This window comes from Armatimonadota bacterium, assembly GCA_016125185.1.
GTDB lineage: Bacteria > Armatimonadota > Fimbriimonadia > Fimbriimonadales > Fimbriimonadaceae > Fimbriimonas.
Genome location: WGMG01000006.1, coordinates 1,505,544 through 1,526,539, shown reverse-complemented (window position 1 = coordinate 1,526,539; position 20,996 = coordinate 1,505,544). Strand labels below are relative to the sequence as shown.

General features: G+C 56.7%; 26 protein-coding genes. 18 read left to right on the top strand and 8 right to left on the bottom strand.

What is annotated here, in order from left to right; all coding sequences use genetic code 11:
• Window positions 1–5 precede the first annotated feature (5 nt).
• From GC165_15210 to GC165_15195, 4 genes are all read right to left on the bottom strand, one after another.
• Window positions 6–449 carry a response regulator gene (locus GC165_15210; GenBank protein ID MBI1334218.1) on the bottom strand — a complete coding sequence of 148 codons (444 nt, stop codon included), beginning with the start codon at window positions 447–449 and terminating at the stop codon, window positions 6–8.
• 198 nt (window positions 450–647) lie between these two features.
• Window positions 648–1,463: a TIM barrel protein gene (locus GC165_15205; protein ID MBI1334217.1), complete on the bottom strand. Its 816-nt coding sequence runs from the start codon at window positions 1,461–1,463 to the stop codon at window positions 648–650.
• 32 nt (window positions 1,464–1,495) lie between these two features.
• Window positions 1,496–2,548, bottom strand: a complete 1,053-nt coding sequence (locus GC165_15200) for a response regulator (protein ID MBI1334216.1) — start codon at window positions 2,546–2,548, stop codon at window positions 1,496–1,498.
• The gene (locus GC165_15195; protein MBI1334215.1) at window positions 2,545–5,193 is read right to left on the bottom strand and encodes a response regulator; all 2,649 of its coding nucleotides are present in this window, start codon (window positions 5,191–5,193) and stop codon (window positions 2,545–2,547) included. Before GC165_15195 ends, GC165_15200 begins: the two co-directional genes overlap by 4 nt.
• A gap of 208 nt (window positions 5,194–5,401) precedes the next feature.
• Here GC165_15195 and GC165_15190 point away from each other — a divergent pair, with 208 nt between their 5' ends.
• Together GC165_15190 and GC165_15185 are read left to right on the top strand one after the other, a co-directional pair.
• Window positions 5,402–6,418 (top strand): pyruvate dehydrogenase (acetyl-transferring) E1 component subunit alpha, encoded by a 1,017-nt coding sequence (locus GC165_15190; GenBank protein ID MBI1334214.1) that lies wholly within the window; start codon window positions 5,402–5,404, stop codon window positions 6,416–6,418.
• On the top strand, window positions 6,418–7,413 hold the full coding sequence (locus GC165_15185; protein ID MBI1334213.1) for an alpha-ketoacid dehydrogenase subunit beta: 996 nt from the start codon (window positions 6,418–6,420) through the stop codon (window positions 7,411–7,413). The genes GC165_15190 and GC165_15185 overlap by 1 nt, the downstream gene beginning before the upstream one ends.
• A gap of 604 nt (window positions 7,414–8,017) precedes the next feature.
• Here GC165_15185 and GC165_15180 read toward each other — a convergent pair.
• Genes GC165_15180 through GC165_15170 form a run of 3 tightly spaced genes read right to left on the bottom strand, consistent with a single transcriptional unit; the run spans window position 8,018 to window position 10,247 of the window.
• Window positions 8,018–9,100: a hypothetical protein gene (locus GC165_15180; protein MBI1334212.1), complete on the bottom strand. Its 1,083-nt coding sequence runs from the start codon at window positions 9,098–9,100 to the stop codon at window positions 8,018–8,020.
• 4 nt (window positions 9,101–9,104) lie between these two features.
• A complete protein-coding gene (locus GC165_15175) occupies window positions 9,105–9,416 on the bottom strand; it encodes a hypothetical protein (GenBank protein MBI1334211.1) in 312 nt (103 codons plus the stop codon).
• 18 nt (window positions 9,417–9,434) lie between these two features.
• The gene (locus GC165_15170) at window positions 9,435–10,247 is read right to left on the bottom strand and encodes a hypothetical protein (protein MBI1334210.1); all 813 of its coding nucleotides are present in this window, start codon (window positions 10,245–10,247) and stop codon (window positions 9,435–9,437) included.
• A 355-nt stretch (window positions 10,248–10,602) separates the two neighbouring features.
• Here GC165_15170 and GC165_15165 point away from each other — a divergent pair, with 355 nt between their 5' ends.
• The 13 genes from GC165_15165 to rplE all read left to right on the top strand — a co-directional run bounded on the left by GC165_15165 (window position 10,603) and on the right by rplE (window position 17,395).
• Window positions 10,603–11,229 carry a 50S ribosomal protein L3 gene (locus GC165_15165; GenBank protein ID MBI1334209.1) on the top strand — a complete coding sequence of 209 codons (627 nt, stop codon included), beginning with the start codon at window positions 10,603–10,605 and terminating at the stop codon, window positions 11,227–11,229.
• The gene (gene rplD / locus GC165_15160) at window positions 11,229–11,903 is read left to right on the top strand and encodes a 50S ribosomal protein L4 (protein MBI1334208.1); all 675 of its coding nucleotides are present in this window, start codon (window positions 11,229–11,231) and stop codon (window positions 11,901–11,903) included. The genes GC165_15165 and rplD overlap by 1 nt, the downstream gene beginning before the upstream one ends.
• On the top strand, window positions 11,900–12,241 hold the full coding sequence (locus GC165_15155) for a 50S ribosomal protein L23 (GenBank protein MBI1334207.1): 342 nt from the start codon (window positions 11,900–11,902) through the stop codon (window positions 12,239–12,241). Before rplD ends, GC165_15155 begins: the two co-directional genes overlap by 4 nt.
• Window positions 12,242–12,244: 3 nt before the next feature.
• Complete coding sequence (rplB, locus tag GC165_15150) at window positions 12,245–13,078, top strand: 50S ribosomal protein L2 (protein ID MBI1334206.1); 834 nt, start codon at window positions 12,245–12,247, stop codon at window positions 13,076–13,078.
• A gap of 96 nt (window positions 13,079–13,174) precedes the next feature.
• The gene (gene rpsS, locus GC165_15145) at window positions 13,175–13,462 is read left to right on the top strand and encodes a 30S ribosomal protein S19 (GenBank protein MBI1334205.1); all 288 of its coding nucleotides are present in this window, start codon (window positions 13,175–13,177) and stop codon (window positions 13,460–13,462) included.
• 11 nt (window positions 13,463–13,473) lie between these two features.
• Window positions 13,474–14,049, top strand: coding sequence for a 50S ribosomal protein L22 (locus GC165_15140; GenBank protein MBI1334204.1), 576 nt, complete (start codon window positions 13,474–13,476; stop codon window positions 14,047–14,049).
• Window positions 14,049–14,894, top strand: a complete 846-nt coding sequence (rpsC, locus tag GC165_15135; GenBank protein MBI1334203.1) for a 30S ribosomal protein S3 — start codon at window positions 14,049–14,051, stop codon at window positions 14,892–14,894. Before GC165_15140 ends, rpsC begins: the two co-directional genes overlap by 1 nt.
• Complete coding sequence (gene rplP / locus GC165_15130) at window positions 14,894–15,382, top strand: 50S ribosomal protein L16 (GenBank protein ID MBI1334202.1); 489 nt, start codon at window positions 14,894–14,896, stop codon at window positions 15,380–15,382. Before rpsC ends, rplP begins: the two co-directional genes overlap by 1 nt.
• A gap of 14 nt (window positions 15,383–15,396) precedes the next feature.
• Window positions 15,397–15,603: a 50S ribosomal protein L29 gene (gene rpmC, locus GC165_15125; protein MBI1334201.1), complete on the top strand. Its 207-nt coding sequence runs from the start codon at window positions 15,397–15,399 to the stop codon at window positions 15,601–15,603.
• On the top strand, window positions 15,603–15,869 hold the full coding sequence (gene rpsQ, locus GC165_15120; GenBank protein MBI1334200.1) for a 30S ribosomal protein S17: 267 nt from the start codon (window positions 15,603–15,605) through the stop codon (window positions 15,867–15,869). The genes rpmC and rpsQ overlap by 1 nt, the downstream gene beginning before the upstream one ends.
• Before the next feature lie 105 nt (window positions 15,870–15,974).
• Window positions 15,975–16,346, top strand: a complete 372-nt coding sequence (gene rplN, locus GC165_15115) for a 50S ribosomal protein L14 (GenBank protein ID MBI1334199.1) — start codon at window positions 15,975–15,977, stop codon at window positions 16,344–16,346.
• Window positions 16,346–16,747 (top strand): 50S ribosomal protein L24, encoded by a 402-nt coding sequence (rplX, locus tag GC165_15110; GenBank protein MBI1334198.1) that lies wholly within the window; start codon window positions 16,346–16,348, stop codon window positions 16,745–16,747. The genes rplN and rplX overlap by 1 nt, the downstream gene beginning before the upstream one ends.
• Window positions 16,748–16,798: 51 nt before the next feature.
• Window positions 16,799–17,395 carry a 50S ribosomal protein L5 gene (rplE, locus tag GC165_15105; protein ID MBI1334197.1) on the top strand — a complete coding sequence of 199 codons (597 nt, stop codon included), beginning with the start codon at window positions 16,799–16,801 and terminating at the stop codon, window positions 17,393–17,395.
• Window positions 17,396–17,454: 59 nt separating this feature from the next.
• Here rplE and GC165_15100 read toward each other — a convergent pair whose 3' ends face one another.
• A complete protein-coding gene (locus tag GC165_15100; protein ID MBI1334196.1) occupies window positions 17,455–17,883 on the bottom strand; it encodes a prepilin-type N-terminal cleavage/methylation domain-containing protein in 429 nt (142 codons plus the stop codon).
• Between the two features lie 116 nt (window positions 17,884–17,999).
• Between GC165_15100 and GC165_15095 the strand changes: the two genes are divergently transcribed.
• Genes GC165_15095 through GC165_15085 form a run of 3 tightly spaced genes read left to right on the top strand, consistent with a single transcriptional unit; the run spans window position 18,000 to window position 20,484 of the window.
• Complete coding sequence (locus GC165_15095) at window positions 18,000–18,179, top strand: hypothetical protein (GenBank protein ID MBI1334195.1); 180 nt, start codon at window positions 18,000–18,002, stop codon at window positions 18,177–18,179.
• A complete protein-coding gene (locus tag GC165_15090; GenBank protein MBI1334194.1) occupies window positions 18,176–19,798 on the top strand; it encodes a GAF domain-containing protein in 1,623 nt (540 codons plus the stop codon). The genes GC165_15095 and GC165_15090 overlap by 4 nt, the downstream gene beginning before the upstream one ends.
• Window positions 19,795–20,484, top strand: coding sequence for a response regulator (locus GC165_15085; GenBank protein MBI1334193.1), 690 nt, complete (start codon window positions 19,795–19,797; stop codon window positions 20,482–20,484). Before GC165_15090 ends, GC165_15085 begins: the two co-directional genes overlap by 4 nt.
• Window positions 20,485–20,996: the final 512 nt, after the last annotated feature.

Genomic DNA, 20,996 nt, shown 5'->3' with positions numbered 1-20,996 from the left:
GCCCGTCAATCGTTTCCGGGCAACGATACGACTCCAATCCAGAAGTAGTCGATTGCCTTGATGACTTCAAGAAAATCGCGAACTTGCACGGGTTTGGTGATGTAGCAGTTGACGTGCAGCTTGTAGCTGTTCATGATGTCCCGCTCGTCGTCGGATGTCGTCATCACGATGATCGGGATCGACAAAAGGTCGGGGTCGGCCTTGATTTTTCCCAGCGCCTCGCGTCCGTCCATGATTGGCATGTTCAGATCGAGGATGATGAGGTCGGGCCGGGGTGAACCCGCGTAGTCACCCTCACCCTTCAGAAATTTTAGTGCCTCTTCGCCGTTTGGTACGGTGAAGATGTGGTTGGCAATCCGCCCTAGTTCAAAGGCCTTTTGAACAAGCAAGGCGTCGCCAGCGTTGTCCTCCACAAGCAATATGTCGATTATTTTGGGTTCTCTGCCCATAGTTCTCTCGATGCGATCAAGGGACGCAATCGGCCGAACCCCAATGAACGCCTTTGATCAGAGCGCCCAGACGATTCGACGCGGAAGCCCCCCGGTTCCGCACAATGTATGTTCTTGACGGTCCACGCTTTGAAAACGCTTCGCGCCGAGTAAATGATTTATCACTTTTGACGTTCAAATACAACTAGGTATCGCAAACTAACGCCCATAGAGCCCACGAACATAGCCAATGCATTGCGCTACTTCGTCCACGTTTGTGTCCCAATTGTATTCATATTCCACGGATACGGTGCCTTTGAGGCCGATCTTGTCGTAAAAGGCGAGAATGGCGGGTACGTCGGAGACTCCGGTGCCGTAAGGCATGTCGTGGGCGTCAGGTGAAAACTCGTTCAGGTCCTTGAGGTGACTGCTGACGATCCGCCCGTGGAGCATGTTGAGGGCGTCGATGGGCTTGATGCCGCTCCTTACCCAGTGACCGGTGTCGGCGCAGGAGCCGATGCGATGGTCGCGGTTCTTGACGATGCCGTACACGTAGTTTGGGTCCCACATTTTGTAGGAGGGGTTGTCGGCCCTCTTGGGGTGGTTGTGGAAGCCGACCTTGATGTCAAACTCCTTGACGAGCTTTTCGATAGTATCGATGGACTCGACCGACTCGGTATTGAGGACTTTGAGGCCGAGGGACTTCGCCCAAACGAAGAGCGGCTTGGCTTTGTCGTAGTCCTTGTCGATGCCGGTGACGCCATAAGCAGTCGGGGTCACGCCGAACTTGTTGAGCTGGGCCTTGAGGTCGGCCATCTCTTCGGCGGTGAGGCCAGGACCCATGGAAGATTTGGAGCCAGGTTTGAAGGATTGGCCAGGATAGAATTCGATGTACTTTGCGCCGGCTTGGGCGGTTTTCTCGATGGCTTCGAAGGCAGAAAAGTTGTGAAACGTCCAGGCTTGGACGCCCATGAGGAACGGCACGGGGCGGGACGCGCTCAGCGTCGAGGCGACAAGAATAGCGCTTAGGACCATCTTGTCTCAATATTAGAAGATTTCGGTTCGGTTTAGGCGGCCTTAGGCATACGATATTCGGGGAAGAGCGTGAGGAGCGCATCGACGACCACGGGGTCGAACTGCGTTCCAGCATTCTTTTCGATCTCAGCGAGGGCTTCTTCGACCGGCCAAGCCTTCTTGTAGCTTCGCTCGTGGGTGAGGGCGTCGAAGACGTCGACCACGGACACGATTCGACCGGACAGCGGAATATTCTCTCCTCCGATCTTGTGTGGGTAGCCCATTCCGTCCCATCGCTCGTGGTGGGAGATAGCGATCTCCTGCGCGAGTTGAAGGATTTCCGACTTACTGCCGGAGAGGATGGACGCACCGATTTCGGTGTGCTTCTTCATCGTCTCGAACTCCTCGGGCGTAAGTTTGCCCTGCTTGAGGAGAATGAGATCGGAGATGCCGATCTTGCCGATATCGTGCAGTGGTGCAGCAAGGCGGATCAACTGGACGAATTTCTGCGACAACCCCATCGTCGCAGCCAATTGGGACGCCATGTCTCCCACTCGCGCTGTATGCGCCTTCGTGTCGTCGTCTCGGTATTCGGTGGCGAGACCAAGGCGGTCAACGATTTCAAGCTGAACCTCTTCGAGTTCCGTCGTTCGCTCGCGAACACGCTGTTCCAGCAGGTCGTTTTCGAGCGAAATTTCCTTGTAAAGCTGTCGGGTGCGGAGCAGGTTCTTGACGCGCAGAGCGACTTCGTAGGCTTCGAACGGCTTGGTGAGGAAGTCTTCGGCTCCGAGTGCGAGCGCCTTTCGCTTGGTAGAAGCGGTGGCATCGGCGGTGAGGACCATCACGGGCCGGAACTCATTCTCCAACTTGTGGTCGCGAATCTTTTCGAGGATTTCGAAGCCGGTGAGCTGCGGCATCTGGATATCGAGAAGAACGAGATCCACGTTCACGTCCAAGATGCGTGGAAGCGCTTCCAGCGGATTGGTGTACGTTTCGATGTTGTTGTAGCCCAGCTGCTCCAGCAAGCGTTCCAATAGGAGAACGTTGGCTGGTTCGTCGTCCAAAATGAGGATTCTGGAGCTCAGGAGTCGAATGGGGTTTGTCATGCTGCTGCTTCCGATAGTTCGTGCAAGAGGTGAAGAAGTTCTTGAGTGTCGATTGGCTTGGAGTGGATATGGTCGGCTCCAAGAAAGAGAGCCTTTTCGAGTTGGACCGGGTCCACTTGCGAGCTTAAAACGATGACCTTTGCCTCGGTGAACGGGCTGCCACATCGGATGAATTCGAGGACTTGTAGGCCGGACATGTCGTTCAGATGAAGGTCGAGAAGGATGATGTGAGGCCGAAAGTCGGCCATTCGCTCGATGCCGACGCTACCTTGGCTCGCATTGCGAAGCTCGTACCGTGGCACGTCGCGGAGGAGGTCCTCGACAAGCCGTAAATTGGCGACATCACCTTCGATGTGTAGAATGCGTACACTTTCACTCTTCGGGGTCGGTGTTTCCGGCAACTCGAATTGCCGGTCTCCATCGACCACATAAAGGTGATTGTCGGCAGTCGGCAACGAGAACTCCATAATGGTGCCTTTGCCGAGGGTGGAATTCACCTCAATGGTGCCATTCATAGCTTCAACGAGCGACTTTGAAAGGGCTAGTCCGAGCCCGGTTCCTTCGACGGTTAGCCGTTCGGCACCCAAACGGTCGAACGGGGTAAAGAGCCGGTCGATGACCTGCGGGTTGATGCCGATTCCGGTATCGCAGATGCGGAACGTGGTTTGGCCATTGGCTCGCTGTTCCACCTCAATGGTGACCGATCCGCCGGGTTGGTTGTACTTGATGGCGTTGGTGCAAAGGTTGGTGAGGACTTGGACGACGCGCTGGCGGTCGCCCATGACGAGGTAGGGATAGTCGCACTCGACAGCGAGGCTGATGCCAGTCTGCTTGGCGAGCGGATCGACGAGCGTAACGACCGTGTCGATGACGTCGAGGCAATCGATGGGTTCGACGGACATTGAGACGGCACCGCTTTCGATCTTCGAGATATCAAGAATGTCGTTGACCAGATTGAGTAGGTGACGCCCGGCCTTGAGGATTTGGCCCACGCTTTCCTGGTCCTGCGTCGTCTCGGGGGTCATTTCGAGGAGCTGTCCGAAGCCGAGAATGGCGTTAAGGGGGGTGCGGAGCTCGTGGCTCATCCGCGAAAGGAATTCGCTTTTGGCCTCGTTGGCGCTTTCGGCCGCGTCTTTGGCGGTGCGAAGCATGAGTTCGGCCTGCTTGCGGGTTTCGACGTTGCGGAGCGAAATGAGAACGCCGCCAACCTCCGGCACGTGCGACATGTTGGTGGTGGTGAATTCGTACCAGATTGGGCGATCGTCTTGGGTTTCGATGCGGAACTCTGCCGTCTCTTCGCCGTAGGCCTTTTCGGCCACGCGCCGGATATGCTTGGCAAATTCTTGTCGAGATTCCTCAACAACGAAGAAGCCGAGGTTGACGCCGACAAAGTCGCCCCGATTCCAGCCCAATTCCTTCTTGATCTGGCCGCCAGTCGTGAGAACTTTGCCTTTCTCATCGGTCATGAAAAGGATTTCTTGGCTGCTTCGGAGAAGAGTTTCTAGTCGCTGTTCTTGACGCTTGCGAACGGCGGCCATGAAACCAACGAGGAAGAGCACACCGGTCCAGAGCACGGCGAGACCGATGAGAATCGTGGTGCGGAGAATCTGGACGTCTTCTCGACCGAGGAAATCGCGGTTCGACTTGCCAGTCCAGTAGTGCCACTTGCCCCAGTCATCGGGGAAGGCCAGCGCGATCACGTTGGAATAGTTCAGCGAAGGGTCCTGCTGGGCGGTTTGGATGGCTTCGGCACTTGTGGTGGCGGTGCCCATGCCTTCTCGATAGATGGCAAAGTGCCCCCTTGTGTCGACAATCGCGGCATCCGAGCTCGGCAGCAGATCGCGGAGCGTCTTTGTGAGGAACACGCAGGAGATGATTCCTCGAAGCCGACCTTGCGGGCCGTAGTAGGGAACCGAGTAGACAAATCCACGGCGATCAGCCTCATCGTGAGTCACGCGAAAGTTGCGGTTATCGCAGACGGTGACCTGCGAACTCATGACGGCCGGGTAATTGAGGAGGGTGACCTGATCCTTTCGAGGACAAACCTGTTGGAAGAAGGCGATCTGCTTCTTCATCGCCCCATATTCGTAGTCTGTGACTTCTCCTGGGCGAACGACCTTCTCAAGCGAAAGCTGATTGTCGGAAATCTGGCTGACGGTGTCGGAATCGAAAACGGCGGATGGGGCCCACTTGCGACCCGTCGCCGGGTTGATCTTTTCGGGGTCGAGGCCGACCGGTGAGACCGTGATCTCGCTGATGCCGTGGTCATGGGCCAGGCTGAGGAAGATTTGTTCGGTACCTTCGAAGGCATCACCGGCCCATTCAGCAGGGTTGGTTCTCAGACTCTGTGGAGTCAGGTCGATTCGCCGAATGCCGGGCATGTTGGCAACGGTCTGCAGACCGTGGTGGATTTCCTGGAACATCCCCTGAATCTGCTGAGCTTGGACTTTGGCCTTGGAATCGAGTTCCAGATGGTATTGGTTTTGGAGCGATCCGATGTCGTCTCGGTAACGGAGACAGAGGAAGATGGAGACCAAAACTCCGAAGGCAATCGGCACGGCGGTTCCGACCACAGACGACTGCAGCCACGGCAGAATCTTCTTGGCGAAGCTTCTGAACCCCCTCCCGGTTCGATTACCACCCATGTATTGAGTTACCCAACCCAGTATTTTTGTCGGGCGAATATTGAGAGAACTTGAGAGGTTTTTGCGCAGTTGTCCCGGAAAAAGTCTGAGTCGAAGGGAGGCCCTGGGGTTGACGGAGGGCCGATTTAGGGTCCGTTTTTTCGGGGTATCCTACTGGCGGTTCAACCATCGTTGTTTGCACCAACCATATTTCGATTGAGGATCAAGAGTGGCCAGTAAAGCCGAGTACAAAATCACCGAAAGCGCAGCTGAACTAGAAGACCATTTGCGCGACATGCTTTTCATCCGGCACTTCGAAGAGAAGTGCAACCGGGTTTACCGGGAAGGGAAGGCGGGAGGCTACATGCACGTGTACATCGGCATGGAAGCGCTCGCCGTAGGGTGGATGAAGGCCATCCGACGAGGTCACGACAACGTCATCACCGCCTACCGCGACCACGCCCACGCCCTGCTTTTGGGCACGCCTCCAGTGGCGGTCATGGGAGAGATCATGGGTCGAAGCTGCGGAACCGCCGGCGGCAAAGGCGGCTCCATGCACATCTACGACCCGAAGAACGGCTTCTATGGCGGCTGGGGCATCGTTGGTGGCCACATCCCGCTTGGTGCGGGTCTGGCGTTCGCTTCGCGCTATCGCGGCGACGACAAGGTCACGCTCAACTTTATGGGTGACGGCGCTTCGAACCAAGGCGTCGTCTTCGAGACGCTGAACATGGCGTCGCTGTGGGACGTGCCGTGCATTTTCATCATCGAGAACAACGAGTTCGCGATGGGCACACGACTGGAGTACCACGCGGCCGACAAGGAGCTTTGGAAACGCGGCTTGCCGTTCGATATTCGCTCCGAGCGAATCGACGGCATGGACGTGATTCAGATGAAGCGACAGGCGACGGAGATCGTGGAATGGGTTCGCAAGGAACAGCGCCCGGCATGGATCGAGATCATGACCTACCGCTACTCGGGCCACGGTGCGGCAGACAACGATCGACAGCTTTATCGAACCAAGGAAGAAGAGGATATCGCTTGGGAGCGCGACCCGATCGCTCGGCTGAAGAAGCAGATGATGAAGCTCGGCTATATGACCGAGGAAAAGTATGAAGCGATCGACGAAGAGCTGATCGAGCAGGTTGAGAAGATTTACGAAGAGGCCGACGCGAGCCCGTTCCCCGAGGCGGATGAGGTCTACGACAACATTTACAGCGATATGAAACCGGAGATGGGACACTAATGCCGACGGAACTAACCTACCGCGAGGCCCTCAGCAAGAGCATCGAAGAAGAGATGCAAAAGAACCCGGAGGTCTTCATCATGGGCGAAGACATCGGCCGGTATCAGGGAACCTTTAAAGTCACGCGAGGCTTCGTCGAGAAGTTCGGCAGCCGACAGAGCCAGTACAACTATCGCATTTTGGACACACCGATTACTGAAGCCGGTTTTGCTGGTATCGGTATTGGTGCGGCGATGGCGGGTCTACGACCAATCGTCGAATTCATGACGATGTCGTTCTCGATTTTGGCGCTGGACCAGATCGTAAACCACGCAGCAAAGGTCCACTACATGACCAACGGCGAAGTGAAGTGCCCGATCGTGTTCCGCGGTCCGGGTGGTGCGGCGAAGCAGCTTTCGGCCCAACACTCGCACTCGATGGACGGTTGGTACGCCCACGTTCCTGGCTTGAAGGTTTTGGCTCCGGCCACCACGCTCGACGCCTACGGCCTGATGAAGTCGGCGGTGGCGGACGACAATCCGGTCATCTTCTACGAGAATCCGGGCCTCTATACGCTGAAGGGCGAGATTCCCGACGACGTGAACTTTTCGATCCCGATCGGAAAGGCGCAGATTCTGAAGGAAGGGAAGGACATCTCGCTGGTTGGCTACTCGCGCATGACGCAGGTGAACCTAGCAGCGGCTGAGCTATTGGCGAAGGACGGCATCGACGCGGAAGTGGTCGATGTTCGATCGCTGTTGCCGCTCGACACCGAGACGATCTACGCGTCGGTGCGGAAGACGCATCGCGCGGTCGTGGTGTATGAAGATTGGCGAAGTGGCGGCTTTGGCGCGGAGATCACGGCGCGGATTCAGGAAGATTGTTTCGACGATCTGGATGCGCCGGTAGGGCGAGTTGGCGGTTTGAATGTGCCGATGCCTTACGCGCGGAACCTTGAGCTCTTGTGTATTCCGAGCGAAGAGGACGTCGTGAAGGCCGTCCATAAGATTGGCTAATTTGAGCTTTTAGCTGTCAGCTACTAGCTTCTAGCGTAGGTTCCTCTCGGAGATCCGAGAGGGACCTTTGTTTTTGGCGGCGATAATCGCCGGGTCGTCCCGAGAATCGGGACTCCTTGGACTTCTACGGTTCCGATTTCTTACCCAGCCTTTCAGGCTGGGCTCAGTTGAAACGCCCCTTCGGGGCTAGATTGGTAACATGTTCATCTTCATTGGCGAGGATGAAGTTCGAATCCGAACTCATAAGTGCAGCACCGGTCAATCCGGCTTCGCCCTCGCCCCTCGGAATTTGGTGAACAAGCAGAGGTCTTTACCAGTGCCACGACAATTTGACTTGTGAGCGGGACGAGGGTTGGCTAATCTGTTCAATTTGCGAAGCCATGGGAACTTTTGAACCTCAGAACCTTTGCTTACCGATTCTAGATTTTGCACTAAGCCACGGCACGGGGATAGCAGTCCCGGGATACCTCGCTCAACGATCCGTGTAGGACGCTCACAGTCCTCAAAATCTGATCCCATTTGGAATTCTCCGTGGGTAGATACCCACCCTCCTAGGCGCTCCGCACTTCGAACACTGGTAAATGTGCCTTCCTTCGCCCTCGGCCTACGGCGAGAGGTGGTTGGCGTGGTACACGAGGTCGTCGTATTCGGCTTGGTAGTAGTCACGACGCCTTTTTTCGGCTCGGTGCCTGAACTGTGGGGCCCTCATCATGAGGTTGGCGAAGTAGATAGCGAGGCTTTTGTCCTTTAGACTCAAGGCAACTTGAGCGTAGTTCTTGCAATAGAACGGATCGTCGGCGAGACTAAAGTCAGCCTTGGCGATGAGGAGTTCCGTTCGAAGCCTCTCTGTGCAATCTGGATGGCCAATGTGGGAATTGACCTCGTGCATGAGGACATTGGCGGGATGGGGAAGCTTTGCGACGATCTTAAGCACATCGCGGATTTCGGAAACGGGACGGCACTGAGAATAGGTCGCGATTGCCATCGCCAGGAGACCTTTGCCATCCGGGCCGACCTGGTTCATCTTGGACATAAGCTTGAACCGAATTTGGGCGAAACTTGGGAACTGGGTATCTGGTCCGGGATAGATGCTGTTGAGGACCTTCTGCGCCTTCACGAAGTCGGCGGCTTGCGCCAGAATTGTTGCGCTCTGGGTTGCCGGATCAATCTTGCCTTGGACGGCTTTGGCCAGCATCGACTCAAGGTCTTGATCATTGCAGAGGGCGAGAATCTTGCCACTTTGAGTAATGACGAATTCGTGGTAGGGAGAAACGATCCATGTATTCACCTGCGTCTTTCCGTCGTATCCGACGATCGTGATGTTGTCGCAGGGGTCGCCGCCCTCGACCTTCTTTTGTAGGTTCTTGACAACCTTGGGAGCGTATGTCGAATCCAAGAGAAACACCCACTGTACTTGGGGCGCAAAGCGGCTATGGCGGAAGTAAACGCCGCCGTCCATCTCTAAGTCTCGGCTGACAACCAAGATCGTATCGGGCGAGAGATCGCGCGGAGAATGTCCAAAGAGGACCTCGCCGACGAAGTCGGGGGCAGCGGTTCCGGGCAGCCCAGCCGTCGACACTTTACCAGTGAGGATTGAACCGGGAGAAGACTTCAGGGCCTTGGGCAAGGTGCCTTTGCAACCCGTGACGGCTAGTAGGATTCCGACCAGTAGGGAGCCTGTTCGCATGACATCAGTACCGTCGCCTGCCGTGTTTGAAGGTGCGAACCACTAACATCGGGGCGACGATTGCGCCGATAGCGGAGGAGAAGATGAACCAGGGGAAGAAGCTTTTGAGGAGGACCAGGCCGATAGCACCGCCGATACCGACGAAGACGGTGGTGGAGATCATCAGCAGGCATCCATCGCCCGAACTCTGCTTTTCTCGTCCGATACCGAACGCCATGATGGCGAAGAAGAGGGCACTGAGGAACCAGATCGAGAAGATGAGAATGTATGCCCCTCCAGAACTAAGCCAGTTGTAACTGACATCCTTGGGGTCCATAGGGACAGTGTATCTGGTTTAGGCGGCGCTTCGGTCGTCCTTCGAGCATCCGAGATGCTTCTTTGCCTCGGTGAGGGCTTGGGCCATCGTCGAGGTCGGGCCGCGGTAGGCATAGGCGCACGTGACGCCGGGGAATCGGCGCTCGAGGACCTTCTTAACTTCTTTGTGGAAGCCTTGCTGGCGAACTTTGATGAGTCCCCGGAGCGTCAGTGCGAAAGTCTGCTCATCGAGGCGATAGACGGTGGTCGGTTCGTCGTCGATGTGAGAGAGGCATTCGACCAGGCGTTCGACTTCGGTTTCGGACGTCGTGCGAAGGGCGATCACGCCGTTCGGGTCTAAGTAGGTCGTGCGCACCCAGTCGTCTTCGGCGCAGTCACGATTCCAAGCCAGGTTATTAAGAGCGTACGATACCTCGTCGAGCCATTGTGGGGTTTCGCGACGAAGAAGTTCGGTATCCAACTTGCCCAGGTGTAGTTCGGCAAGATAGAGGTTCATGAGGTTCTTGGCACAGAACTCCATTTCGGGCAGGACGTGGTGCAGATCTTCACCCATCGGTTCGGGATCAACTCCCGAGATGAGGCCCCAGAGGCGACCATCGGGGAATTCGAGGGTAGCGGCGATGTACGCACCGAGGCGGGCTCGCTCGTAGGCAGGCGAGTTGACATACGCAGGCACGTCGGCGCATCGAGGCGCCACCTTGGGCCCAAGGCCGAGGACCATTCGGTGGCTGAAGGAGTCGGTCCACTGGTGGACGGTCATCGGCTTCAGGCCGTAGGCGTTGTCGATGAGGTCGAAAATGATCCAGTCGTCGCCGTTCACGCGGCTCAGCATCCAGTTACCCATAGGCATACGGTCGGCGAAGTATTCCAACGCTTCCCGACAAGCATGCCTAAACCTGGATGGATACGGATCTCGAATCGACATAGCCCCTGGCAAAATTGTCGGCAGAAAACGTTCTCATCCTCAGTCCGGTTGAATGCGACACTAGTTTCTGGCTAGCCCGTTGATAATTGGCTGAGGCGGTGGGTATAACTTATGATTCGCTGCGCTGTGCGTGGCGAAATCAACGTGCTTCGTAGCGCGTTTGGCAGGGCGACCCCATTCGGACACCCCGAAAAGCAGGGCAACGTCAGTGATTCAGGACGAATCCGACATGTCGAACGATGCGTTGAAGCGAGGAAAAACTATGCTACCAGGCATTTTAGGACGAAAAGTTGGCATGACCCACATCTTTAACGATGCGGGCAAAATGGTGCCAGTTACCGTCGTGGAAGCCGGTCCGGTATTCGTTACTCAGATCAAAACTGAGGATAAGGACGGATATACGGCGGTCCAGGTCGGTTACGGCGAAGCCAAAGAAAAACAATTGACATTTCCGAAGTTCGGACACCTGAAGAAAGCGGGTGTCGGCAAGAACCTTCGCACCCTCAAGGAGTTTCGCGTCGAGAAGACCGACGGCTTCGAGCTTGGCCAGGAGATCGGCGCAGACATCTTCGCTGATGGCGAAGCGGTCGCCGTAACCGGCGTGAGCAAGGGACGAGGTTTCGCGGGTGGCGTGAAGCGATATCACTTCAAGGGTCAGCACATGACCCACGGCTACATGACCCACCGCCGACCGCTCTCGAACGGTGCAACTGGACCCCAGAGAGTTTTCAAGGGCAAGCGCGGACCCGGCCACATGGGCGACGCGCAGGTCACCCAGAAGGGCCTCAGTGTTGTTCGAGTCGACGCTGAGCGAAATCTGCTCCTCATCGACGGCAGCCTGCCCGGACCGAACGGTGCGCTCGTGATCGTGAAGAAGGTGAGCAAATAATGGCCGCTATCGAAATCAAGGATAAAGCCGGTAAGAAGGTCGGATCGCACGACCTGAGCGCTGCGCTCACGACGATCGGAGCAAGCCACACGACGATTCACCGAACCGTTGTTGCCGAAGAAGCGAACAGCCGACAGGGAACGCAGAGCGCCAAGACGCGAAGCGAAACCCGAGGCGGCGGTCGCAAGCCGTATAAGCAGAAGAAGACCGGTAACGCCCGACAGGGTACGATCCGCGCTCCGCACTATGCCCACGGCGGTATGGCGCTGGCCGTCAAGCCACGTGACTACTCCAAGAAGGTCAACCGACAAGAGCGACGAGCCGCCATTCTGAGCGCGCTTGCAATGCACTTCGAAGCTGGCAACGTGGTCGTGGTCGACAAGATCGCTTTCGGTTCGCCGAAGACCAAGGATGCGGTTGCGTTCCTGAGCGCGCTCGGAGTTGGCGAAGCCAAGCGAGTGCTGGTCATCGTTCCCGAAGTCGACGACGTCGCTACCAAGAGTTTCCGAAACCTGTCGAACGTCACCTTGCGAACCGCTCCTGCGAGCGTGAAGAAGGACGACGAGTCGGCGGTTAAGACGCAAGCGTTCTCGGCCCGAGACGTGCTGATTGCCCACAAGATCGTGGTTGCCAAGGATGCGCTGAGCCGCATCGAGGAGGTTTGGGCCAAATGACGAACCCTTACGACATCATCATTGCGCCGCACCTGACGGAAAAGGCGGTCGCCCTCTCGTATGGCGATCCAAACATCCGCGACGAAGAGAAGATCGTTCGCAAGTACACCTTCTTGGTTAAGAAGGATGCGAACAAGATTCAAATCAAGGCCGCTATCGAAGCGCTCTATAACGACGGAAAGAAGAAGAACGAAGGCATCGAGGTGACTTCGGTTCGCACGATCAAAGTTCTCGGCAAGCGCCGACGACGCGGACGAAGCATCGGCTATGAGCCGGATCGAAAGAAGGCTATCGTCACGCTGAAGGCTGGACAGATGCTGGAGGATTTCGGAGTCTAAACCATGCCAGTACGACGATTAAAACCAACCTCTCCGGGACGACGCTTCCAAGCGGTTTCGACCTACGCGGAAGTGACCAAGGGCAAGCCGGAAAAGAGCTTGACCGCCGCGCTGTCGAAGTCCGGCGGCCGCAACAGCTATGGCCGATTGACCATGGCCAACCGTGGCGGTGGAAACAAGCGACGCTACCGAATCATCGACTTCAAGCGACAAAAGGACGGAGTTGAGGCGACGGTCGCCGCGATCGAATACGATCCGAACCGCACGTGCCGCATCGCGCTTCTGCACTACGCAGACGGCGAGAAGCGATACATCCTCGCCGCCCGCAACGTCACTGTCGGCCAGAAGATCTACAGCGGTCCTGAGGCGGATATCCTTCCGGGTAACGCACTTCCGCTGAAGAACATCCCGCTCGGTACGCTCGTCCACAACGTCGAGCTTCAGCCGGGTCGCGGTGGCCAGATGGTTCGCTCGGCCGGCGCTTCTGCGCAGGTGATGGCGAAAGAAGGTTCCTACGTCACGCTCCGACTGCCTTCCGGCGAAATGCGAATGGTTCACAACACCTGCCGCGCGACTGTTGGCGAGGTCGGCAACGCCGAGCACGAAAACGAATCGCTCGGTAAGGCCGGTAAGAGCCGTGGACTGGGCCGCAAGCCGCACGTCCGAGGCGTTGTCAAGAGCCCACGCGACCACCCACACGGTGGTGGTGAAGCCAAGTCTCCGGTTGGACGCCGAAAGGGTCCGGTCGACCGATGGGGCAACAAGGCTCTGGGCGAGAAGACCCGAAGCAATAAGCGAACAGATCGCTTCATTGTGAGGAGACGCAAAGGCAAGTAAAGTTTGAGTTCGTCCCTTCCCATTTGTGGGAGGGACAGCTCCTCGTGCACTGCCCGTTCTGAATAAGTTCAGGCGAAGGTTAACACAGGATAATCAATGGGAAGATCATTAAAGAAAGGCTATTTCGTCGACGATCACCTGATGCAAAAGGTGGCGAAGATGAACGAGTCGAACCAAAAAAATCTTATTAAGACCTGGAGCCGCCGGTCGACCATCATCCCCGAGATGATTGGGCACACGATCGCGGTTCACGATGGTCGAAAGCACGTTCCCGTGTTTGTGACGGAAAACATGATCGGTCACAAGCTTGGCGAATTTGCACCGACGCGTACGTATAAGGGCCATGCCGGCGGCATCCCTGAGCGAGGAGTTAGGCTCCGCTAAGAGGTTCAACGATGGAAGTTAAAGCTACAGCTAAATATGTTCGCGTTCAGCCTCGAAAGGTGCGAATCGTCGCGGACGAAGTCAAGGGAATGCCGGTCAGCCACGCGGCCAACAAGCTTCGATACCACAGCAGTAAGGGCGCTTACTACCTTCGACGAGTGCTGGTCTCCGCCGTCGCTAACGCGGCCGAGAACAACAATCTCGCTCCCGAAGGTCTGAAGATCGCTCGAATCGAAGTGAACGAAGGACCGCACATCAAGCGAATTCAAGCCCGGTCGATGGGACGAGCAAACCGAATTCTGAAGAAGACGAGCCATATCACGGTCGTCGTCGAAGAATTCGAGCCGCAAGCCGCCGTCAAGCCGCACGGAACCAAGGCCAAGCCGCGACCGACCTTTGGATCGGTTAAGGCCAAGAAGAAGACCGAAGCCAAGGCCGCTCCGGCTGAAGAAGCCGCGCCGGTGGTCGAAGAGACTCCGGCAGTGGAAGCCGTGGAAGAAACTGTTGTCGAGCAGGCTGACGCGCCTGCCACGGAAGAGACTCCCGCCGCAAGCGAAGAGACCTCTGAGGAGAGCACCGAAAACTAATGGGACAAAAAATACATCCTGTTGGTCTGCGCGTCGGCATCATTCGAGGCCACGACAGCCACTGGTTCTACAAAAAGAAGGGATACGCGGACGCCGTTAAGCTGGACCACGATATCCGTGCTTATATCAAGAAGCGAGTCGGCCTCGGAAACGTCAGCCGAGTCGAGATTGAGCGAGCGGCTAACCGACTGAAGGTCAACATCTTCACGGCTCGCCCTGGTGCGATCATCGGCCGAGGCGGTAAGGGCATCGACGAACTGACGGACACGCTGAATAGGCGAGTTCGAAAGACCGACGAGACGCTCGTCGTTCAGGTCAACGTCAGCGAGGTCCGCCAGCCGGAACTCGATGCTCAGATCGTTGCCGAGAATGTTTGCGCTCAGCTCGAAAAGCGAATCAGCCACCGACGCGCCATGCGACAGGCTATGACCCGAGTGGTCCGCCTGAACGGCCGCGGTATCAAGATTCAGGTCTCCGGACGATTGGGCGGTTCTGAAATCGCTCGAACCGAAGGCGACATGAACGGCAAGGTGCCGCTTCACACGCTTCGTGCCGACATCGACTACGGCTTCGCCGAAGCCCATACGATCTACGGCATCATCGGATGCAAAGTGTGGATCTACAAGGGTGAGGTTCTTCCCGAAAAGCGACTTCGAGAGCTTGATGCGATCGTTCAGAGCCAGCAGGAAGAGCGACAGCGACGAACGCGAGAAGATCGCGGCGACCGCGGCGATCGACGAGCCTTCGCTTCGACCAAGACCGAATCTGCTCCGGCGCCGGCACCGGCTCCAGCTCCGGCTGAAGAACCTGCCGCTCCGGTGGCAACCGAAGGAAGTGAAAGCTAATGTTAATGCCGAAGCGAGTTAAAGAAGGCCGACGAAAGATGTTTCGCGGTCGCATGAAGGGACTGTCGACGCAAGGCAACCACATCGACTTTGGCGATTTCGCCATCGTCGCTCAGGAGCCGGCGTGGGTTACGAGCCGACAAATCGAAGCCGCTCGTATCGCCATGACCCGCCACATCAAACGAGGTGGTAAGGTCTGGATTCGAATCTTCCCTCACAAGTCGTACACCAAGAAGCCGCTCGAAACCCGTATGGGTAAGGGTAAAGCCGGCGTCGAGGGATGGGTAGCCGTCGTGAAGCCTGGCCGAGTGCTGTTCGAAATGAACGGCGTTCCGGTCGAACTGGCTCGAGAAGCGATGCGCTTGGCCATCTACAAGATGCCGATGCGATGCAAGTTCTACACCAAGGATGAATTGGAAGCCGAACTGCGAGCCAACAACATCGGCGGCAACTATACGACGACCACCACCGAGGAGGCCGCCGAATAACGGCGCTGACAAACATGAAGAACTTCAAAGCTAAAGAACTTCGCGAGAAATCAGTTGCCGAACTGGAGCAAATGATCCATGACGAGCGTGCAGCAATGTACAAAGCTCGCCGTGATCTTGTCTTCCGGCAGCTGACCGACACCACCAGTTTCAAAGTCCGACGACACAACATCGCCCGGATTTTGACCGTCATCACTGAAAAGAACAGAGGTAGCAATTGATGGCAGAATCCCAAGCGCCTCGAAACAGACGAAAGGTCCGGGAAGGCATCGTCGTCAGCAATAAAATGCAGAAGACGGTGGTCGTTCGAGTCGAACGGCGTATCGAGCACCCGCTGTACCGCAAGGTCGTTATTCGAACTGAAAAGTTCAAAGCCCATGACCTGCTCGGCTGTGACGAAGGAGACCGCGTGGAGATTATGGAGACCCGCCCAATTTCGCGAGATAAGCGATGGCGAGTCACTCAGATTCTCGAAAAGGTCAAGTAACGGAACGACGGTCCTCTCGGCTTCGGCGGAGAGGACGAGATCTCACGCCTACCCCCGGCTTCGGCTGGGAATGGCCTCTGAAAAAGGAATTTTAACCGAAGAAAAATGATTCAGCAATTCACAAGATTGAAAGTAGCAGATAACTCGGGAGCGCGCGAAGTGATGTGTATTCGCGTTCTGAAGGGTTCTCAGCCGCGCTACGGACGCGTCGGAGACGTGATCGTGGCTGCGGTGAAGTCCGCCACTCCCAACATGCCGGTTAAGAAAGGCGATGTTGTCCGCGCCGTGATCGTTCGAACCAAAAAGGCCTGCCGCCGTGTGGATGGCAGCACCCTGCGGTTCGACGAAAACGCTTGCGTGGTGATCAACCCCGCCAACAATGAGCCTCGCGGCACCCGAATCTTCGGCCCGGTGGCTCGCGAACTTCGCGACGCGAACTTCATGAAGATCGTTTCGCTCGCACCAGAGGTGCTGTAATGCCAACGAAAGCAGAACTTAAGAGACTTGCAAAGCCGATCAAGCTGAAGATCCGACGCGGCGATAAGGTTATGATCATCGCCGGCAAGGACAAAGGCGAAGTCGGTTTCGTCGCCGCCGTGAGCCCGAAGGAGAACAAGGTTATCGTCCTGAAGGAGAACCCGGAGAATCCGGAGCAGCCGCTTCCGTTGAACCAGGTCATCAAGCACCGAAAGGCGCGAACCCAGGGTGAGCGAAGCGCACGAATCGCGCTCCCGGCTCCGATCCACATCTCCAACGTGATGGTGCTGGACCCGAAGACCGGCCAGCCGACCCGCGTGGGTAAGAAGAAGGAAGGCGACAGCCTGGTCCGCTACGCAAAGAAGAGCGGCACGGTCATCAAGACCGACGACACGAAGTAAGGCGAAAGCCCCCGTCAATGACCGCCTGGTCAGAACTCAGGCAAAAGAACAATGGCAAAGAAAAAAGAAGAATCCGCTTCGAACGCACCGTCCGGCGCCCTGCCGAAGTCGCGACTGCGCGAGAAGTACGCAAAGGAAGTTGCTCCGAAAATGCAGGAGCAGTTCAAGTACAAGTCGTCCATGCAGCTTCCCAAGTTGGACAAGATCGTCATCAACATGGGTACCGGCTCGACCGATAAGGACAGCAAGAACCTGGAGAACTCGCTTCGCGACCTCCAGACCATCGCTGGCCAGAAGCCGGTGGCGACCGTCGCTCGAAAGGCGATTTCGAACTTTAAGCTCCGCGAGGGCATGAAGATCGGATGTAAGGTCACTCTGCGCGGCGAGCGAATGTACTACTTCTTCGACCGATTGGCTTCGGTCGTCCTCCCCCGTATCCGAGACTTCCAGGGTCTCTCGCCCAAGTCCTTCGACGGTCGCGGCAACTATGCCATCGGCCTGAAGGAGCAGTTGGTGTTCCCTGAAATTCCGTACGACAACTTCGACCGCATCCGCGGTATGGACATCGTGTTCTGCACGACGGCCAAGACGGACGAAGAAGCTCGCGTCTTTTTGAAGGCGATGGGTCTCCCGATCCGCGAAAAGTAAATCTTAAGAACTGGAGAATGAATCGAAGCCTCGTGGCGTTGGCCGCGGGGCTTCTTTCTTTACCAACTGCTGTAGGCGGTGCCGTCAAGGGCTACGCCACTGCCGGTCAGCCGCCAAGAGCCGACCTGGTACGGCGAACCGGTGCCATAGCCAAGGCCGACGCCGGTGATCTCCAGCTTCATGTTGTTCTTGTCCATGTACGGTCCAAAATAGGTGCCGGACGTGATATTTTTGAGTGTGCCCGTGTCGTCGTAGCCCTGCGTAGGCGTGGTGCCGTTCAGCAGGTCGGCGCTTTTGGGCCACAGATTGGTGTCGGCGTGAAATCGGTTGGTGGCGTCGCGCAAAAGGTGCAAGTAGGCCTTCAGGCGAGCTTCTTTGGCGCGAAGATTGGAGTCGGCGAACTTAGGAATCGCAATCGTGGTGATGACGGCCATGATAATGATGACAATCAATAGCTCCACCAGCGTAAAGGCTCTTCGCTTCCTCACAAGGCTTGATTATCGGCAGATGTGAGCAGACTCGCTAGGTTGATGGATTCACCGGACATTCGAGAAGCGTTCAGAATCCGTTCAGGTTCGGCATCTATCCTAGAGGGCAATCGCCAATGGATACCGAACCCAACTCTAAAGCCCGGCTCCGCACCATCGCCATCTCCGACGCCGGAACCCCAGAAGGCTCGCCAAGCGAAGGGATTATTCAGATGCTTCGGTGCGATACCACGGAAGAAACGGAGAAAGAAGAAGAAGACTCTACCGAAAAGTCTCGCGACCCGCTATCTTTATGACGTTGGACCGACGCTCTGAACGACAAGACGAATTACGAATGCGCGAACTGCTTCCGCCGGAGATCGAGCATTCGCTTCGCGCCGTCTTGGGCGCGGTGGACTACGGCATCCTGGTTACCGACCTGGAGCATCAGTCGTTGATCTGCAACGGCAAGTTCGGCGAACTGTTTGGCATTTCGATCGAGAAGGTCCTGCGTAACGACGTGATGGCCGTCCGAAGGATGGTTCGCGATCGGATCATCGATGTGAAAGGGTGGGAAGTGAACCTGGATGAGGTGTACGCTGACCCTGCGCGAGAGCAGGAAGACGAGCTGATTTTGCGGAACCCGAAGACGGTTCTGCGCCGATACACAGGGCCTGTGCGTAACGAGCAAAGGGAAGTGGTGGCACGGCTATGGACGTTTCTGGACGTGACGCTGGGCTCGCAGAAACAACGCTACCAGACCGCCCTTAGCGAGATCGCCATCTTGTTCCACCACGACCCGACGCAGGTCGTCAAGAAGATCATCGACAAGATTTCGGTGTTCTATGGCTCGGTGTCGTTGCTTTCGATCCTCGACGATGCGTTTCTCCGTTTCCATACTGCGGCGGGCGTGCCGGAGGGAGCGCCCAACATTCGGGGGAACGACCTGACGGATTCGTTCTGCCAATTCTGCTTAGCGGTATCGGAGCCACTCATCATCCAGGATGCTCGCCTGGACGAACGGTGTCGCGACCTCTTTCCCTTACGAATGGGCTTTACTCGGTATGCGGGAGTGCCGATTTATGATCCCGAGGGTCATGCGATTGGGACCCTGTGCATCCTCGACGACCGCTCGGATGAGCGGTTGACCGACGACGACCTTGACTTTCTATCGGTCTTGGCGATGCGCATTAGCAGTGAACTGGAGCGCGAAGCCCGCATCCGCAAGCTAGAAGACTGGCTGGCGACGACCACCGAGGAGCTTCGCGGGGCGCAGGACAAACTGGTACAAAGCGAAAAGCTGGCGGTGACGGGGACTTTGGCCGCGTCGGTGGCGCATGATATCCGCAATATCTTGTCGTCGATTGGCGTACAGATTTCGCTTGGATCGCATGAACCGGAGAAAGCGCTGGACTATGTGCAGGATTCCTTGGGGCGGTTCAACGTGCTGGCCCACCGCCTATTGAGCTATGCGCGTCCGCAGAAGGCGGTGCTGGAGCACCTCGACCTGTGCATGGTGCTGGAGAAGGTGCTGAGCCTGATCCAGGCTCAATTTCGAATTTCGAAGGTCGAGCTTGAGATGTCGATGCCGGACGACTCGGTGTATGTGATGGGCGACGAAGGGCGGCTGGAGCACTTGATCGTCAACCTGCTTTTGAACTCGCTGAACGCGGTTGGCTCGGGCGGGAAGGTTTCGATTTGCATTGAGGCTGATGACGAGCAGGTGGTACTGTTGGTGTCCGACAATGGTCCGGGCATCTCGGAGGAGATTCGGAACCGCTTGTTCGAACCGTTCTCCTCGACGCGGTCGAACGGGTTCGGATTAGGGCTGTACAGTTGTCGGCAGATTGCGATTGAGCATAAGGGGAACATCGACTGCCAAAGCGACGTGGGGCGAGGGACGACTATGAAAGTGACTTTTCCGAGGGCGAAATGAGCGAAATATTGATCATCGAAGACGACCCGTTCTTGCTGTCCAGCCTGAAGCAACTGCTGGAAGCGAACAGCTTTGTGGTGCGCGAGGCATGTAATGCGCAGCAAGGCTTTGCCGCGATTGCGGAGCACGCGCCCTCGCTCTTGATCCTTGATCTTGGTTTGCCGGATGAGGATGGGGTCTCGTTGTGTCGGCGCATTCGCACCAAGTGGACTTTCCCGATTTTGATGCTGACGAGCCGGAGCGATCTGCTCGACAAGATCATCGGTCTGGAGGTTGGCGCGGACGACTATGTCACCAAGCCTTTCGAGGCACGCGAGCTTTTGGCGCGCATTCGGGCTTGCCTGCGCCGGACCTCGGAATACAAGGTCGAGGACGATAAGTCCGAGACGCTGACGGTGGGGCCGCTGACGCTGGATATGAATCAGCGTTTGGCCACGGTGGATGGCCAGCGCGTGGTGCTGACGGCGCTGGAGTTTCGGCTCCTGCATTATTTGATGGCGAACTCTGGGCGGGTACTGGAGAGGGAACAGCTTTTCGAGTCGGTTTGGGGCTACGACGACGAGTTCAACTCGAACAGTCTGGACGTTTTCGTGTATCGCTTGCGGACGAAGCTGGAGAAGGCGATGGGGAAGAAGGCGATCCAGACGGTTCGAGGCTTTGGCTATCGGTTTGCGGTTGAGGATTAGCTTCGCGAGGGCTTAGGGCACGCTTCGCTTAGGGCGTGCTTCGCAAGGGCTAGGGGAGCCTTCCACCCTTTTTGATTGTCCGGTTCTAAGTTGCCGTGCGAATGTTCATTTCTCGTTCAGCAACCGTCAATGATGCGGTCATTTCGTACTGGTTTCATTCTTATGCAATGAAGCAAACAGCACGCAACATTCTCGTCTCGTTGGCCGTCCTTGGGGTGGCCGCCATCGGTAGCGCGAATGCCGTTAAGAAGTCGCTCTACGACCGAATCGGCATCCATAAGCTCGCCCAAGGCGCCAGCAACTGCATCGACATGGAGTTCTCCGACAAGATGCTCCTAATGAACGACCACGTCAAAATGAACGCCGAGCAGACGCCGAAGTCGATCATGAAGTTTGGCCTGACAGCCTTTCTCGCCAATGTGGCCGGTGGCCCGCAGATGCCGCCGACTGACATCGCCGCCCTTGACAAGGCCCTGATGCTATCTCCCGAAGAGCGGGAGCACGCTTGGATG